This window comes from Streptococcus henryi DSM 19005, from assembly GCF_000376985.1.
GTDB classification, from domain to species: Bacteria; Bacillota; Bacilli; order Lactobacillales; family Streptococcaceae; genus Streptococcus; species Streptococcus henryi.
The window spans coordinates 124553-140079 of the sequence record NZ_AQYA01000036.1; the positions used below are offsets into that span (position 1 = coordinate 124553).

A 15527-nucleotide genomic window follows, 5' to 3' on the forward strand; every position below is an offset into this window, starting at 1 on the left:
TTCCAAACATCCATTAATCTATAATACTCCTCAGAAAAAATGCTACTTTTCTTAAAAAGTATTTTAGATTAAAGAGAATCGCTTTCTAATCTTTATGATAAAATAGATTATAACATAATTTTGAAAGAAGTATAGAAATGACAAAAAAAATCCTCGTTTTACACACAGGTGGAACGATTTCAATGCAGGCTGATGCTTCAGGTAATGTTAATTCATCAACTGAAAATCCTATGAACCAAATTGGATTTAATTTAGAGAACTTAGACTTGACTGTCATTGACTTTTTCAATCTCCCTAGCCCTCATATTACACCCTACCATATGCTAGCCCTATACCATAAGATTAGAGATACCATGGGACAATATGACGGAGTCGTCATCACACATGGTACTGATACCTTAGAAGAGACAGCTTATTTTTTAGATACCATGGCTCTGCCTCAGATTCCAATTGTCCTCACCGGTGCCATGCGAAGTAGTAATGAATTAGGAAGTGATGGTGTTTATAACTATCTTTCAGCTCTTAGAGTCGCTAGCCATGATAAAGCTGCAGACAAAGGGGTATTGGTTGTCATGAATGATGAAATTCATGCAGCAAAATATGTCACTAAGACCCACACAACAAATGTTGCCACTTTTAATACACCGACTCACGGACCTCTTGGTATCGTTATGAAACATGAAATTCTCTTTTTTAAAACAGCTGAACCTCGAGTCCGCTTTAATCTAGACCAAATTTCTGGAACTATTCCTATTATCAAAGCTTACGCTGGTATGGGCTTAGGTGACGGCATTATCAGCCTCTTAGATCCTCAAAAAATCGATGGTGTGGTCATCGAAGCTCTGGGTGCTGGTAATCTACCGCCTGAGGCTGCTCAAGAGTTAGAGAATCTCATGTTTAAAGGAATTCCGGTTGTTCTGGTATCCCGTTGCTTTAATGGCATTGCTGAACCAGTTTACGCTTATGCTGGCGGTGGTGTAAAACTCCAGGAAGCCGGTGTCATGTTTGTTAAGGAACTAAATGCTCAAAAAGCTCGCCTCAAACTCTTAATTGCCTTAAACGCTGGATTAAAAGGTCAAGAATTAAAAGACTATATACAGGGGTGATGCTCTGCTATTTTCCATAAAGGAGGAGAAATGATGAGATTAACTATAGCTGCAAGAGATAAGAAGGCTAATCAAGATTTCCACTATGACCTAGAAATTTCAGACAAGCAAGTTATTCTGACAACACTTGCCATTTGTGGAACAATCTTGGCCTGTATTGCTCTAAAACGTTTTAAAGCATAAGAAAAACGGTCGCTAAAGTGGCCGTTTTTCTAAGTCTTATTTCATTTTGTAGTACAAGGGAAGCCAGATAAGTGCAAGTATAGTAAGCAAGGCCAGCCAAGATATTAGGTCAAGTGAAAGGTCTGGTAGTCTCGTTAATAGAGCAGATAATATGGACAATGGAATGGCTATTTTAAGCCAAATCCAAATAAGAGACAGACAGCCTCGCGATTCCTTGTCCATTACTTTAATTGTAATGATATAGATTCCAAGAAGCGTAATCACTCTTGAAGGTGCTATAAAAAGTTTGCTATTGCCATGAAAATCGAAGGCAAAAAACCCATTTAAGAAAAGCACACACCATAAGATAGCGATGACATTTTGAACAAGTTTATACCATTCTTCTCTACTTTTCTTGACTCTGCTCTTCATTGTAAAACCTTTTTCTAAGGCAAATCATTGCCTGCACTGCGGTAGATGTCATACCACTCAGGGCGCGTAAGTCTAACCTTGCTAGCTTCTACAATCTTGCTAATGCGGTCAGGGTTCATGGAACCTACAATAGCTTGCATTTGAGCTGGGTGACGAAGAATCCAAGCAATAATGATGGCCTCAGTAGATACCTCATACTGCTCTGCATATTTTTCAATAGTAGCTGTTAAGTCTGCATAATCTGGATTACCCATAAAGAGACCACGTCCCAAATCAATTTGGAAAGGCGACCAAGCCTGAACGGTCATACCTTTTAGACGGCAATAATCAAGCACCCCATTATCTCGGTCAATGGCTCCGCTATTTTGCATATTAACGTTAAGGCCGGCATCAATCATAGGTGTATGTGCAGGAGACAGCTGCATCTGATTAACCGCCAGAGGCTGATCCAAATAGGTCTGCAAGAGTTCGATCTGGAAGCGGTTCTGATTGCTGACACCAAAATGCCTAACCTTGCCAGCTTTTTTAAGCTGATTAAAGGCTTCCGCTACTTCTTCCGGCTCCATCAAGGCGTCTGGTCGGTGAAGAACCAAAAAATCAAGGTAATCTGTATCTAAACGTTTTAGAATACCATCAACCGAATTCAAAATATGTGTCTTTGAAAAGTCAAAGTAACCTTTTTGAATACCACATTTAGACTGAAGAATGAGTTTATCACGCGCAATCCCAAGATTTTTAAGAGCCTGAGCAAAGCGTAGTTCTGACTCACCACCACCATAAATATCTGCATGATCAAAGAAATTTATCCCTTCAGCAAGAGCTCTATCAAGTACCTTTTCAGCTGAAACCTTATCAAGCGCAGCCATGCGCATACAACCTAAGGCAATACGAGAGCCCTCTACACTAGTTTGTCCAATTTCCTGTAACATTATTTTCCCTCTTTTCTAATTGACTCTAGTATATCATAAAAAGAAAACGTTTTCTTGTATCGTTTTAAAAAAGAGCGAAAATTTCGCTCCTTTTTCATTTGTATGCCAATTGACCAACAAGATTTGAATCACTTTTTCATTAATAGCAACTATCGGCTGATTGGCATGCACAAGATCTCTTATCTCTTTTGTATTGAGACTCAGACTAAAACGGATTTCTGGACATCAATTATTCCTCATCTGGTCTGTATTCAAGAATATCACCTGGCTGACAGCCCAATTCTCTACATATGGCATCAAGAGTTGAAAAGCGAATAGCCTTAGCCTTTCCAGTCTTTAAAATGGAAAGGTTGGCATTGGTAATTCCAATTCTCTCAGCCAACTCTCCTGAACGCATTTTCTTTTTGGCCAGTTCTACATCAAGATTAACAATAATCATCCCTGACCTCCCTAGATTGTAAATTCATTTTCGTCTGCAATAGCGATAGCTTTTTCCAGAATAATGGAAATCGTCCAGACCAAAACAGCTGCTAACAGATAATTTAGATTAAATAGGCTGTAAGTTGCTGTACGCATCACCCCATCTTTGCTCACGCCACTTTGTAAAATTAAACTTGCTGAATCTGAACCCTCTCTGATAAGTGAGCCAAGAACTAGGAAAACAGTTGATAATCGAGCCAAGTTAACATTTTTAGCAACAAAAATCTCCTCTGATAAAATGTTCTTCATAAATAAACGCATACAGATTAAAATACCAATTGCAGCTAAAAGATTGATAACTTCAACAAACGAACCAAAGGTTGACAATTCTGCTGTAAAGGATATTCCTGTTCCACTTTTAGTAGAAAATTGAGTCAATAGGTCTAATTTTCCAAATAAAGAAAGCAAAGTATAGATAATTCCTGCAAGTGCGCTAAGTGATAAGGCAAAAATAACAATATTAATTAAGTAGATTACCCAACGTAAGTATCCAAACTCACGATTTGCCATTGGATTTTTTCTGACTTTGATTAAATACCAAATTAAAAATAGGATAATCAATAATACAAGAAATACTGAAAAATATAAGATCGTTAACATGATAAACTCCTTTATTAGGATAGATTTGTAGACTACTCTGATCAAAAAATCTGGATGTTTAGGTCTCTTTAAACCGCGACTTCTAAAATTATTGGTGTTTTCTAGACTCTATCCACTTTCCATTTCCATTATACACAATTTACTGACCAAGAACAATTTTTTATTTTAGAACGATAAGTAATACTCAAATAAAATCAAAATCAGACGAGGAAGTGAGACGAAGGCAGTACCAGGGTACGGCAAGTCGAAACTGACGATGTATCATTTTGATTTTAAAAGAGTAAAATTTATCTTTTAGAGTTTTCACTAAATTTTAAGACCACTTTTTTATCTACTTGGTGAGTTTTTTCTATTTTTCTAGTTCAACTTTAATATCTCCAGTCACTTCTACACTAACCTGACGTTTATTATTCCTACCATCCTGTGGTTGGTTAATGTCTCCACTCTTGCTTTTGAGCTTGTAAACACCGTCAAAGGATGCTGGTAGTGAAACTTCTGCTCCGCCATTGTTACTAAAAAGATAGAAATCGTTAAAACTAGCTCCTTTTGCTAAGTTAATCTCAATGGTTAGGGTTGGTTTCTCAGTCATGACCGTCATCGTTAAACCTTCTTTGGTGAAAGAAATGATTAAGTCACCTTCATGGTCAATCTCAAATTGTTCTTCTAAGGCGTTGATATTAGATTGAGCAAGGAGTCCAGAAACATGGACAGTCGTCTCCTCCTGCTCTGTCTCAGTTACAATCACTTTGGCGGGTTGCTCCAGACCAGAAAGATGCAGGGTATTGATAGCTTGAGCTGGGACAGTCAGCACCTTGTCGTATTCAGTATCTGCCTTATCATTTTCCACACCCTGCCAGACTAAAAATCCAAGGCCCACAACTAGGAAAGCTAAGAATGCAAATAACATTTTCTTCTTCATGATTTTCTCCTTCTTATTTGAACTCGCGTTTTTCGAAGAGCATATAAGCCATCACTGAATAAAGCACTGTAAAGAGAACAGCCACCAGAACCGTTGCGGTAAAATAGTTTCCTGCCACATCTACCTGACTCAGTTGGTTAAACATCATATAAGGCGCTAAGGCATCTGTTTTGAAAATCATTCCAATCATGAGACTGGCCAGTTGGTCAAAAAGCAGGGCGATAATAATGTAAACCATATAAGATTGATAGATTTTGTCAAAGAAGGCAAAGATAAAGGCACAGAGGCTGGCAATAACCGTGTAGATAGGAAGTTGATAGAGAAAATAGGTCAAAATGGTCTGGTAAGAAGCCACTCCCGTAAACATCTGATGAGCAAAGGCTGTCAGAAGGAGAGCTAAAAGAATGTAAAGCCAAGTCATGGCAAGGGTCATAAGCCACTTATAGGAAAAAACCTTCAAACGATTCTGACTCTTAACAAGGATATTATTGATAGTACGATTGGTCAAATCTTCCCCCAAGAAAATCTTTGCCGGTGTGACAAAAAAGAGAGGAAGTAGCGTTGGCCAGACCATGACAAGGCTTTGTCCCACTTGATTGGAAGTCTCTTCTCGATAGAGAAAGGCAAAAAGTATAGCAAATGTCATCAAGAGACCTAGCGATACCAGAGACAAGCGCTCTTTGCGGATGCGATAGCAATCGGCTTTTAAATAGTTAAGCATGATAACTCTCTTTCTAGTCTAATAAACTCAAATAATAATCTTCAAAGCTGCTTCCAGCATGATAGATATCTGTGATTTCAATGTTTTGCTCAAGGAGATAAAGGATTAGCTCCTGAACTGATTTTTCAGGCGACAGACAGAGTTTGTCCCTTTGGACGGTAAACTCTAAGCCCAAGTCACTTAAAGTCTTCTGCGCCAGCTTATTGTCCAAAGTAGAAAGGATAATCTTTTCCTCGACTTCAGTTTTTAGGGCAGACTTCTCAATATCCTTGATAATGCGGCCCTTGTGCATGATGACAAAGCGGTCCACCACCAGCTCTAGCTCAGAGAGAATGTGGCTAGAAATAAGGACGGTAATGCCGTAGTTGTCCCGGAGATTGTGGATAATCTCTCGCATTTCCTTGATGCCAGAGGGGTCCAGGCCGTTGACCGGCTCATCCAAAACCAGAAAGTCTGGAAAGTCTAGAATGGCAAGGGCGATGGCCATGCGCTGACGCATACCAAGTGAAAAATCCTTAACCTTTTTCTTTTTATCCACCTGAGAAAGGCCAACAAGACTGAGGACCTCAGCAATCCGAGCTTCTTTTTCCTTGATTCCAATTTGCAAGGCAGCGTAAGTCAGATTGTCCTGGGCTGACATATTAGGATAGAGGACCGGAGATTCAATGATAGAACCGATTTTATAGTTTTGGGCTTGCTTGACAGAGCCTCCACCCTTACTAATCAGCCCTGACAAGATGCGGATGAGAGTGGTTTTCCCTGCCCCGTTTTGTCCCACGAGGCCTAAAATTTCTCCTTTTTTGATGGAAAAGCTGACGCTGTCTAAGGCTTTTTGTTTGCCGTAGCTTTTACTAATATGTTCGATGGTCAGTAAGTTTGGCATGATATGCTCCTTCCATATCTTTAAAGGCTAAAACCGTGTTTAGCAAGGTAACGACCTGAGTAATCACAGGCAAAGCCAAGCAAAATTAGGGTCACACCGTATTTAAGACTAATAAGATAGGTTCCTGCTGGTGCTTGAAGAGTTGCAAGGTAGCTGGAAAAAACTTCTGTCGTTAGAACAAAGAGGCCGGCTTTTTTGATAAAGCTTGCAAAGGCCTCTGTCATCAGGTCTGAGACTTGGAAGGTTTTAATAAAGGTTTTCAAGTGTGCCAGGCCAAAGACCCAAAGTCCATTACGAATGAGAAGAACTAGGACATTCACTAGTCCTGCTTGACCAGAAATTTTGACGCCTAGATTTTGCGAGTTGGTAAGAAGGGAAGTTGGGAGAAAATTGACCATGAGGGCTAAAAGAACTTGTAGGACAAGTAGGGCTGCTGCAATAGTAAGAATAATGTTTGCCATTGATTTGATTGTTTTCATGAGTTTTTCCTTTTATTTCTTTTTTTCGAGAAAAAGCTGAGCTCCTACTTTTTCTTTTTTTCGATGACGATTTCTTGTTTTTGATTCGTTTTTTATCGTCTTTCGATATATTTATAATACAATACAGTAATTCTTTTGTCAAGAAAAATATCGTTTTTCGATATTTTTTTATCTATTGTCGTATTTTAATATCTGTTTTTTAGAAAAATTACCCTTACTATATTATTGTTGAAAACAAAAAACTCAGCACTTGGCTGAGCTTAATCTCCTAAAGTTTAGTTTTTACCACTTAAATTCTTTCAAATCCTCATGGAGTTTTTCAATTTTATCCAAAGTCAAATGATTTCTTTCCAAAGACTCCGCATCCAGTGTCTTTAAGTGATCAATAAAGGTATCAACAAGGAATTTATATTGATGAGGACTTAATCGCTTGAGTTGACCACCGATGACAGCCGCAGCTCTATCAAAATCTTCTTTAGCCAACAAAAAGTCCAGATAGTCATTTCCGTTAACTGCTTTACCTTCTTTATCCTCGACCATTCCTAAATCAATATTGATTGTCTCTAGCCTAAAGACTTTCCCTATTGTATTTGCAGTTCCCCTAATTTGGTTCAATAACCAGTCACTATTAAATACCATGAGACGCCTCCTCATCTAAGCAAAATTACTTTTTAGGGTGTACCTTGCCTTCACTCGTTTTATTACTAACCTGCAGACAAATATTCTATGTTTATTATAGCATTTTTTGCATCTTTTGTTAAACGCTTACATTTTAGGGCTAGTTTTTTCTTTGTCTCTTCAAACAGTCACTCCCCTGACTGTTTGGTGAACTGACTGACGTCAGTTTTTATTTCCAACCTCAAACGGTCACTCCCCTGACTGTTTGGTGAACTGACTGACGTCAGTTTTTATTTCCAACCTCAAACAGTCACTCCCCTGACTGTTTGAGCAGTCCTAGTCTGAAAACTCTTCATTCGGCTATATAGTAGAAAACATAAACTCCCTGCATTCTTGATAGATACAGGGAGCTTATTTTTAGATTTTCTAGACTAAGTCTCAGTCAAAATCTCCTCTTTCTTTGAGGTTTTTGACAATAGGTGCCCAACGCTGGTCTTCTTGCCAGTTTTTATCAGATACGATTTCCGCTGCTAGGCGTCTGGCTTCTTCTAAAATAGGATAATCTTCCACGATATCAGCAACCTGAAATTCTGGGATTCCCGACTGGCGCGTGCCGAAAATTTCACCAGACCCTCGCATTTTGAGGTCAGCTTCAGCAAGAACGAAACCGTCAGTCGTATCGCACATGGCCTTCATACGTTCCTTACCGCTGTCTGTTTTGGGATTGGCAACCAGAACACAGTATGATTGTTTATGTCCTCGGCCCACGCGCCCGCGCAGCTGATGCAGCTGGCTGAGCCCAAAGCGATCAGCATCCATAATAATCATAACAGTAGCATTGGGAACATTAACCCCAACTTCGATAACTGTCGTTGATACCAAGACTTGAGTTTTTTTATCCTTAAAGTCTTGCATGATTTGGTCTTTTTCTTCATTTTTCATGCGTCCATGCATGAGGGCGACCGTGGCTACTCCGTCAAAGTAGGCAGATAGTTCCTCATGCAGTGCAACAGCATTTTTCAAATCCAAGGCTTCTGATTCTTCAATCAAGGGCGAGATAACATAGACTTGGGAATCTTTTGCCAGTTCTTTTTTGACCCAGTTTAGGACTGTCTCCAGCTGTTGGTGCTTGACCCAGCGCGTGACAATAGGCTTGCGACCTACTGGCATTTCATCGATAATGGAAACATCCATCTCACCAAAGGCTGTAATGGCTAGTGTACGTGGGATTGGTGTTGCCGTCATCATAAGGACATCTGGGTTTTCTCCTTTTTCTCGAAAGACACGGCGCTGATTGACACCAAAACGGTGCTGCTCATCCGTGATAACTAAACCCAGTTTATGGTAAAGCACTGCATCCTGAATGAGAGTATGAGTCCCCACAATCATATCCACCGAGCCATCAGCAATTGCTGCTAAGGCAGCCTTTTTAGCAGCTGTTTTCATGCCAGAAGTTAGAATGGCGATGGAGAGGTCTGAAAAAAGCTGAGTCAGACTCTCAAAATGCTGTTCCGCCAAGATCTCCGTTGGTACCATTAGGGCAGATTGATAGCCAGCCGTATAAGCAGCATACATAGCAAGACTGGCAATAACCGTCTTACCTGACCCCACATCCCCCTGAAGAAGGCGATTCATGTGAGCTCCAGATTTCATATCTGCTAAAATTTCATCTAAACTTCGCTTTTGGGCGACTGTTAGGGGAAATGGCAGAGCTTCAATCTTTTCATTAATCTCTTTATTATCAAAAGCCATGGCTAAGCCATTTGACTCAGACTTGTTTTCCGCTTTCAAAGCCTGCAAGTTCATCTGAAAATAAAAGAGTTCTTCAAATTTGATGCGGCGGAGAGCCTGCTTGTACTCAGCCAAATCTTTTGGAAAATGCATAGCAGCCGCAGCCTGAGAACGGCTGAGCAAACGATACTTATCCAAGAGAACTTGTGGCAGATTCTCTTCAAGCCAAGAAACAGCGCCAGCATCAAAAGCCGCTTTGATAGCCTTAACCAGTGCAGACTGCGAGATTCCTTGAGCCACTCGATAGACAGGCTGCATATCATCTTCAACCTGAGCCAATAGTTTCATCCCAGTTAGAGCAGACTTAGCTTGATCCCATTTACCAAAAACAGCAACATCCTGCCCCAATTCAATCTTATCAGCCAAATAAGGCTGATTAAAGAAAGAAATGGCAATAACGGCTTCGCCCTGCTTAATTTTGAAAGACAGTCGATTACGCTTGAAGCCATAATACTGAACATTGGCAGGCGTTACCACTGTTCCAGTGATAACGGCTTTCTCCCCATCAGCCAGTTCAAAAACGGATTTAGATTTAAAGTCCTCATAACGAAAAGGATAGTATAATAAGAGGTCTTCTATGGTATAGATATCTAATTTTTGAAATTTTTCAGCAGATTTTGGCCCAAAACCCTTTAAATCTGCTATTGGTGATTTTAAATGCATAATTTAATTATAACAAAAAAGACGCATATTTTTGCGTCTTTAATACTTTTATTGGTGTCCAATAACATAAGTAAATTGAGCAGCTTGGGCAGCTGAGAAAGTACGGTAAGAAACCACACCACGTCCCATAGCATTGGATTCAGAGATAAGGATAGAACCATCTTCCTTAACTTCCTCAACAATGGCTACGTGACCATAAGTTGGATCAGCACCTGCTTGACCTGGTGAGAATGATAGCGCATAGCCTGTTTTTGGCTCATGAGTTGTTTCATAACCTGCTTTTAATTGCCAATCTGCACCATTTCCCATATAGGCATCGAAACGATAGCCTAATTCTTGAGCACGATTATAAACATACCAAGTACATTCACCCCATGGATAAGAAAATCCACTATAAAGCGTTGAATTGATTGCTGTGCTAATAGTATAATCAGCAGGAACTGTTGCAAGCATGACAGTGTTTAATGTGCGTAACTCGGCTGGAATTTCTGGTGTGCCACCGTGTTCATCAATCCATTTATCAAGATCTTCCATGATTTGAGCACGACGTTTACCTGTTCCTGAAGTATCTGTAAAGTAAACACCACCGTCAGTTGCAAAATTAAATTGTCCTGCAGCTAATTTTTGAGCCTTTTGATCTTGAACTTTAAAGGTCAAATTTTTATTGCGCACAATAGTTTCGCTAGTTAGTTTGCGAACTGCAGTATCATCATTATAATTTAATGCTTGATTTGGAGATAAATCAAAAGCAGCATAACCAAACATATTGGCACCACTCAATCTTGCAACACCTTGTGTTCCTAGAGAGCTTTCTGCCATAGCAATAGCAACAATGGCACGTACATCAAGTCCACTCTTCTTCTCCCACTCCAATAGTTTAGCACCATTGATACGCTTAGAATCATAGTTAATACCTGTGTTCTTCAAAAAGCCATCCAATTGCTCAGCTGTAATACCATAACGATGAGACAATAAATTATGAGTATAAGCATCCTTACCAGACCAATGTTCAACATATGTCGTATAGGTTAAAATATCGTCGTCATCATAAGAAACATAGTCAAAATCCTGTACGTAAGTTTGTTGAGGTAGATCCACAGTAATTTGTTCAACTACTGGTGTTGGAGCCACATTGGACGTACTAGGGACACTTGGGGCACTAGGAGCAGGTTGAACTTCTTGCGCTTTGTTTTCTGATGGCGCAGGCTTATCTGTACTAGTATTTGGTGTCTCTGCTGGTTTTTCTTCAACTACATCTGAACTTTGGTCATTAGTTTCTGTGGGAGCTTCATCTTCTGCTTGATTTTGCTCTGATGGCTCTTCATCGACCGTTTTGTCACTATCTTCTTGTCCTTCTGAAGCAGGTTTATCCTCACCATTCGACTCTGAAACTGGTTCAGACGTTACATCAACATCCGCTTCTTGACTTTGAGGAAGATCATCGTTTGTAGCATCTGCTACTAGATTATCAGCAGCTGAGTTAGCCAATTCTGGCTCTAAAATCACTGGTTCTGGTGCAATTGCAACTGAAACAGTATCTTGGGCAATGACCTGATCCGTTGCTGCATCAGCCTCGATCTCTGTTACGATTTGACTAGACTCTGAGGTATCAGCATCATCAGCCAACGCGACAAAATTTGTCATGTGCGACGATAACAATACAATTAGTAAGGCTGTTGCACTTTTATTTAATTTTTTCACGACAATCTCCTTTCTTTTACATCATTTTCCTTTTATAACATCATATTAACATAAAAACAAGGATTATTCTAATAATAACCCTTACAGTACTTAATGAAAATAACGAGGTATACGATCGCTCAAAAGACATAGCACTTCGTAATTAATCGTGTGCCTTTTAACCGCAATATCTGTAGCCGTAATTTCATGACTGCCGTCTTGTCCAATAAGAACAACAGGTGTACCAAGTGCATATTTTTTAGGTAATCTAACAGTTATCTGGTCCATAGAAACTCGACCAACGATTTCGCAGAATTCTCCATCTATGAGAACAGAAAATCCTTGCAACTCCCTAGTCCATCCATCAGCATAACCAATTGGAATTGTACCTATAAATTGTTTTTCACTGGCCACATAAGTGGCTCCGTAACCAACACTGGCTCCCTTGTCAATCTCTTTAACGTGAACCAAAACAGACTCTAATGATAAAGCTGGTCTTAGTGGGTAAGGTAAAGATAATTCTCTACCACTTGGGTTGAGGCCATAAATAACAATTCCAAGACGAACTGCATTAAAAATGGTATCAGCATGCCAAAGGCTAGTTGCAGAATTACTTGCATGAACCATTTCAGGTTTAAATGTTAAGTTTGATACTAGTTCTGTAAAAAAGCTTAGTTGCTCATTAAACTTACTGTCATCTGCCTCGTCAGCAGTTGCAAAATGAGTAAAAATCCCAAGAACTTCAGCCTCTTGGGCTTGTAAACCTGCAATCAGTTTATCTGCTTCTTCTAAAGAACCAACTCCAATACGACCCATTCCAGAATCAACCTTAATATGCACCTGAAGTCCCTTGAGTGAAATATTTTGGGCCTGAGAAAGATGTAACCATTCTAAACTCGCTACTGCAATAATAATATCATTTTCAATAGCCAAATCAACTTCATCTGGCATCACAACACCAAGAATTAAAATGGGTTCATCAATTCCTGCTTCTCGCAACTCCAATGCTTCATCAATGTTTGAAACACAAAAACCATCTACAAATGTTCGAATATGACTCGCAACTTCTACTGCTCCATGCCCATAGGCATTTGCTTTGACAACTGCAAAACTTTTTTTCCCTTGTGGAAGATGCGCTTGTATGGTACGTATATTATCTGCAATAGCAGATAAATCAATTATCGCCTTTGTCGGACGATGAAAACTTGAAATCATCTAAACTCCTTGTCTTTATAGTTTTCTATAATTTTCAATTAGTCCTGATTATGCTCACTCAAGATATCCTTTACCCAATAGAGCTGTCATAGAATGAAGATAATATGAACCTTGAGAAGTGATAAGACTATCTTACCACTTTTAGGAATTATTTTCTTCTAAAATCACACTTGCTTGAGCAAAATTTCCACTATGTGTTAGCGAAATATAAACATTTCCTTGAAAAATTGCTTGATTAATGTAAGGAGCCCCCTTTTCATTAGGCAATATTTCAATATCTTTGAAACCTACTTGGCCAATTCCTGTTCCTAGAGCTTTAGAAAAAGCTTCCTTCCCGGCCCAACGACCAGCTAAAAATTCTATTTTCCTTTTATGATTTTTTAGCTGTGAAAAGACAACAAATTCATTGGTAGTTAAAATGCGTTCTGCAAACTTTGAATTCTTATTATAAGCTTTCTCTATAGCTGAGATTTCCTGTAAATCAATCCCATGTCCGATAATCATATATTCTCCTTAAAATTAAGAAACAAAGAGCTTCAAGTGGACATAGAAAAATCAGTTCACTACTACTTGCTTCTAGTTAATAGAATTACTCATCATCATTTTTGAAAATCAAATATTATATATTTTCTTATTTTTACAAACATACCTATTGTAAACTATTCTTTTTTTAAAAGCAAAAAAGAAGAAGTTGAGTGACCTCAACTCCTCCAAATTATATTATTCTGCATCTTTAAAAATCAAATCCTCAAAAGAATCATGACTTAAGGTTGCATGTATCTCACGAATAAGTTTTTCTGTCTTTTCCCATCCCAAGCATGGATCTGTAATAGATTTTCCAAAAACCTCAGGTTGATCTTGACGACCATCTTCAAGATAAGATTCAATCATGAAGCCACGAACATACTTACGAATTTCTTCATTCCAATCGCGATTGATAAGGGTTTGACGGACGATACGAATTTGTTCAAGTGGGTTTTTACCTGAATTATCATGATTAGTGTCCAAGACGATAAATGGATTAGCTAAGCCCATTTTTTTGTATTGAGCGATAGCTTTTTCCAAAATATCATAGTAATAATTAGGCTCATTTTCACCATGCTCATTGGTTGCACCACGCAAGATGGCATGAGCGAGGGGATTACCATCAGTTTCTACTTCTGCATTATGGTAGATAAAGTTTTGTTCGTTTTGAGCAGCGTAGATGGCATTGAACATGACGTTGAGGTTACCTGAGGTTGGATTTTTCATTCCAGTTGGAACATCGATTCCTGATGCTACAAAGCGGTGCTCTTGGTCTTCGACAGAACGTGCTCCGATAGCATGGTATGAAACCAAGTCATCTACAAGTGGTAAATTGGCTGGATAAAGCATTTCATCAGCAGTAGTCAAACCAGTTTCAGTAATGACGCGATAGTGAAGGTGACGAACCGCTGCAATCCCATTGATCAAATCAGGAAGTTTTGATGTGTCAGGCTGATGCATAAGCCCCTTGTAACCATCACCATTCGTACGAGGTTTAGCTGTATAGACACGCATGACCATGAATATCTTATCAGCAACTTCTTCTTGAAGTGCAGATAAACGTCTAGCATATTCTAAGACTGCTTCTTCATTATCAGATGAACATGGACCAATAACCAAGAGGATACGTTGATCATCTCCTTTGATAATAGCCTCTAATTCCTTATCACGCGCTTCTTTACGCTCAAGAAATGCACCTTCTAATTTTGATAACTGTTTAACTTGTGCAATATCAATGCTGGCACTTTTTTGATGAATACCCATAAGCTTTATTCTCCTAATGTATTGTAAATTTCACGAACAAGTTCTTCTGTTTTGTTCCAACCTAGGCAGGGATCAGTAATTGATTTTCCATAAACCTCTGGCTTATCCTGGCGACCGTCTTCAATATATGACTCAATCATGAAACCACGAACTGCTTTACGAATACTTTCATTCCAATCACGATTGATAAGGGTCTGACGAACAATACGGATTTGTTCAAGGTAGTTTTTACCTGAATTATCATGATTAGTATCAATCATGATAAATGGATTTTCCAAGCCCATTTTTTCATACTGAGCTATAGTATCCAAAAGGTTATCATAATAATAGTTTGGAATGTTTTTTCCATACTCATTAATGGCTCCACGTAAAATAGCATGCGCTAATGGGTTACCAGAAGTTTCAACTTCTTCCCCGTTGAATAGGAAGTTTTGTGCTGATTGTGCAGCATAAATACCGTTGAACATAACGTTAAGATTACCTGAAGTAGGATTTTTCATTCCAGTCGGCACATCAATGCCTGATGCTACAAAGCGGTGTTGCTGGTCTTCAACAGAACGAGCACCTATAGCAATGTAAGATACCAAGTCATCAATCAAAGGCAGATTCTCTGGATAAAGCATTTCATCAGCTGTTGTTATTCCAGTCTCAGTAATTACACGATAATGAAGATTACGAACTGCACGAATACCATTGATTAAATTTGGTTCACCTTGAGCATCTGGTTGGTGAACAAGTCCTTTATAACCATCACCATTGGTACGAGGTTTAGCAGTGTAAACACGCATAACCATAAATACACGATCTTTCACTTCTTCTTGAAGCTTAGCAAGACGATTTGCATAATCAAGCACAACCTCTTCATTATCAGACGAACATGGACCAATAACCAAAAGCATACGGTCATCTTCACCCTTCATGATAGCAGCCAACTCTTTATCACGCGCAATTTTATTAGCTAAAATCTCACCAGACAAGGTAGATTCTTCTTTCACAGTTTCGAAATTAATTTTTTCACCTAGAGCTTTGAATGACATGGCTTCTCCTTTATAAATACTGAG

The 15527-nt window shown here is 39.0% G+C and carries 16 protein-coding genes; 2 read left to right on the plus strand and 14 right to left on the minus strand.

Going from position 1 to position 15527, the window contains the following annotated elements; genetic code table 11:
- Window positions 1-137 precede the first annotated feature (137 nt).
- Window positions 138-1106: an asparaginase gene (locus F601_RS0109400; protein WP_018165431.1), complete on the plus strand. Its 969-nt coding sequence runs from the start codon at window positions 138-140 to the stop codon at window positions 1104-1106.
- Window positions 1107-1136: 30 nt separating this feature from the next.
- Window positions 1137-1289 (plus strand): hypothetical protein, encoded by a 153-nt coding sequence (locus F601_RS13315; RefSeq protein ID WP_155979164.1) that lies wholly within the window; start codon window positions 1137-1139, stop codon window positions 1287-1289.
- A 425-nt stretch (window positions 1290-1714) separates the two neighbouring features.
- Here the strand turns inward: F601_RS13315 and F601_RS0109415 are convergent, their stop codons facing one another.
- The 14 genes from F601_RS0109415 to F601_RS0109485 form a co-directional block, all read right to left on the minus strand.
- Window positions 1715-2632: an aldo/keto reductase gene (locus F601_RS0109415; protein WP_026183176.1), complete on the minus strand. Its 918-nt coding sequence runs from the start codon at window positions 2630-2632 to the stop codon at window positions 1715-1717.
- A 226-nt stretch (window positions 2633-2858) separates the two neighbouring features.
- Complete coding sequence (locus F601_RS0109425) at window positions 2859-3068, minus strand: helix-turn-helix domain-containing protein (protein WP_018165436.1); 210 nt, start codon at window positions 3066-3068, stop codon at window positions 2859-2861.
- 11 nt (window positions 3069-3079) lie between these two features.
- A complete protein-coding gene (locus tag F601_RS0109430; protein ID WP_018165437.1) occupies window positions 3080-3709 on the minus strand; it encodes a hypothetical protein in 630 nt (209 codons plus the stop codon).
- 349 nt (window positions 3710-4058) lie between these two features.
- Entirely contained in the window at window positions 4059-4628 is a 570-nt protein-coding gene (locus F601_RS0109435; RefSeq protein WP_018165438.1) for a hypothetical protein, read from the minus strand.
- Window positions 4629-4641: 13 nt separating this feature from the next.
- A complete protein-coding gene (locus F601_RS0109440; RefSeq protein ID WP_018165439.1) occupies window positions 4642-5349 on the minus strand; it encodes an ABC transporter permease in 708 nt (235 codons plus the stop codon).
- Window positions 5350-5362: 13 nt separating this feature from the next.
- A complete protein-coding gene (locus tag F601_RS0109445; RefSeq protein ID WP_018165440.1) occupies window positions 5363-6232 on the minus strand; it encodes an ATP-binding cassette domain-containing protein in 870 nt (289 codons plus the stop codon).
- A 20-nt stretch (window positions 6233-6252) separates the two neighbouring features.
- On the minus strand, window positions 6253-6711 hold the full coding sequence (locus F601_RS0109450; protein WP_018165441.1) for a hypothetical protein: 459 nt from the start codon (window positions 6709-6711) through the stop codon (window positions 6253-6255).
- A 282-nt stretch (window positions 6712-6993) separates the two neighbouring features.
- Window positions 6994-7350 carry a hypothetical protein gene (locus F601_RS0109455; protein WP_018165442.1) on the minus strand — a complete coding sequence of 119 codons (357 nt, stop codon included), beginning with the start codon at window positions 7348-7350 and terminating at the stop codon, window positions 6994-6996.
- Between the two features lie 417 nt (window positions 7351-7767).
- Complete coding sequence (gene recG, locus F601_RS0109460; RefSeq protein WP_018165443.1) at window positions 7768-9783, minus strand: ATP-dependent DNA helicase RecG; 2016 nt, start codon at window positions 9781-9783, stop codon at window positions 7768-7770.
- Window positions 9784-9831: 48 nt separating this feature from the next.
- Window positions 9832-11427: a CHAP domain-containing protein gene (locus F601_RS0109465; RefSeq protein WP_051070631.1), complete on the minus strand. Its 1596-nt coding sequence runs from the start codon at window positions 11425-11427 to the stop codon at window positions 9832-9834.
- Window positions 11428-11574: 147 nt separating this feature from the next.
- Window positions 11575-12678 carry an alanine racemase gene (gene alr, locus F601_RS0109470; protein WP_018165445.1) on the minus strand — a complete coding sequence of 368 codons (1104 nt, stop codon included), beginning with the start codon at window positions 12676-12678 and terminating at the stop codon, window positions 11575-11577.
- A 141-nt stretch (window positions 12679-12819) separates the two neighbouring features.
- Window positions 12820-13182, minus strand: coding sequence for a holo-ACP synthase (gene acpS / locus F601_RS0109475; RefSeq protein ID WP_018165446.1), 363 nt, complete (start codon window positions 13180-13182; stop codon window positions 12820-12822).
- A gap of 216 nt (window positions 13183-13398) precedes the next feature.
- Entirely contained in the window at window positions 13399-14466 is a 1068-nt protein-coding gene (locus tag F601_RS0109480; RefSeq protein WP_018165447.1) for a 3-deoxy-7-phosphoheptulonate synthase, read from the minus strand.
- 5 nt (window positions 14467-14471) lie between these two features.
- Window positions 14472-15503, minus strand: a complete 1032-nt coding sequence (locus tag F601_RS0109485; RefSeq protein WP_018165448.1) for a 3-deoxy-7-phosphoheptulonate synthase — start codon at window positions 15501-15503, stop codon at window positions 14472-14474.
- Window positions 15504-15527 lie beyond the last annotated feature (24 nt).

What these genes read in the sequence shown, in the direction of transcription:
- F601_RS0109400 (WP_018165431.1), top strand. Translation starts at nt 138, where the DNA reads ATGACAAAAAAAATCCTCGTTTTACACACAGGTGGAACGATTTCAATG.
- F601_RS13315 (WP_155979164.1), top strand. Translation starts at nt 1,137, where the DNA reads ATGATGAGATTAACTATAGCTGCAAGAGATAAGAAGGCTAATCAAGAT.
- F601_RS0109425 (WP_018165436.1), bottom strand. Translation starts at nt 3,068, where the DNA reads ATGATTATTGTTAATCTTGATGTAGAACTGGCCAAAAAGAAAATGCGT.
- F601_RS0109430 (WP_018165437.1), bottom strand. Translation starts at nt 3,709, where the DNA reads ATGTTAACGATCTTATATTTTTCAGTATTTCTTGTATTATTGATTATC.
- F601_RS0109435 (WP_018165438.1), bottom strand. Translation starts at nt 4,628, where the DNA reads ATGAAGAAGAAAATGTTATTTGCATTCTTAGCTTTCCTAGTTGTGGGC.
- F601_RS0109440 (WP_018165439.1), bottom strand. Translation starts at nt 5,349, where the DNA reads ATGCTTAACTATTTAAAAGCCGATTGCTATCGCATCCGCAAAGAGCGC.
- F601_RS0109445 (WP_018165440.1), bottom strand. Translation starts at nt 6,232, where the DNA reads ATGCCAAACTTACTGACCATCGAACATATTAGTAAAAGCTACGGCAAA.
- F601_RS0109450 (WP_018165441.1), bottom strand. Translation starts at nt 6,711, where the DNA reads ATGAAAACAATCAAATCAATGGCAAACATTATTCTTACTATTGCAGCA.
- F601_RS0109455 (WP_018165442.1), bottom strand. Translation starts at nt 7,350, where the DNA reads ATGGTATTTAATAGTGACTGGTTATTGAACCAAATTAGGGGAACTGCA.
- recG (WP_018165443.1), bottom strand. Translation starts at nt 9,783, where the DNA reads ATGCATTTAAAATCACCAATAGCAGATTTAAAGGGTTTTGGGCCAAAA.
- F601_RS0109465 (WP_051070631.1), bottom strand. Translation starts at nt 11,427, where the DNA reads ATGACAAATTTTGTCGCGTTGGCTGATGATGCTGATACCTCAGAGTCT.
- alr (WP_018165445.1), bottom strand. Translation starts at nt 12,678, where the DNA reads ATGATTTCAAGTTTTCATCGTCCGACAAAGGCGATAATTGATTTATCT.
- acpS (WP_018165446.1), bottom strand. Translation starts at nt 13,182, where the DNA reads ATGATTATCGGACATGGGATTGATTTACAGGAAATCTCAGCTATAGAG.
- F601_RS0109480 (WP_018165447.1), bottom strand. Translation starts at nt 14,466, where the DNA reads ATGGGTATTCATCAAAAAAGTGCCAGCATTGATATTGCACAAGTTAAA.
- F601_RS0109485 (WP_018165448.1), bottom strand. Translation starts at nt 15,503, where the DNA reads ATGTCATTCAAAGCTCTAGGTGAAAAAATTAATTTCGAAACTGTGAAA.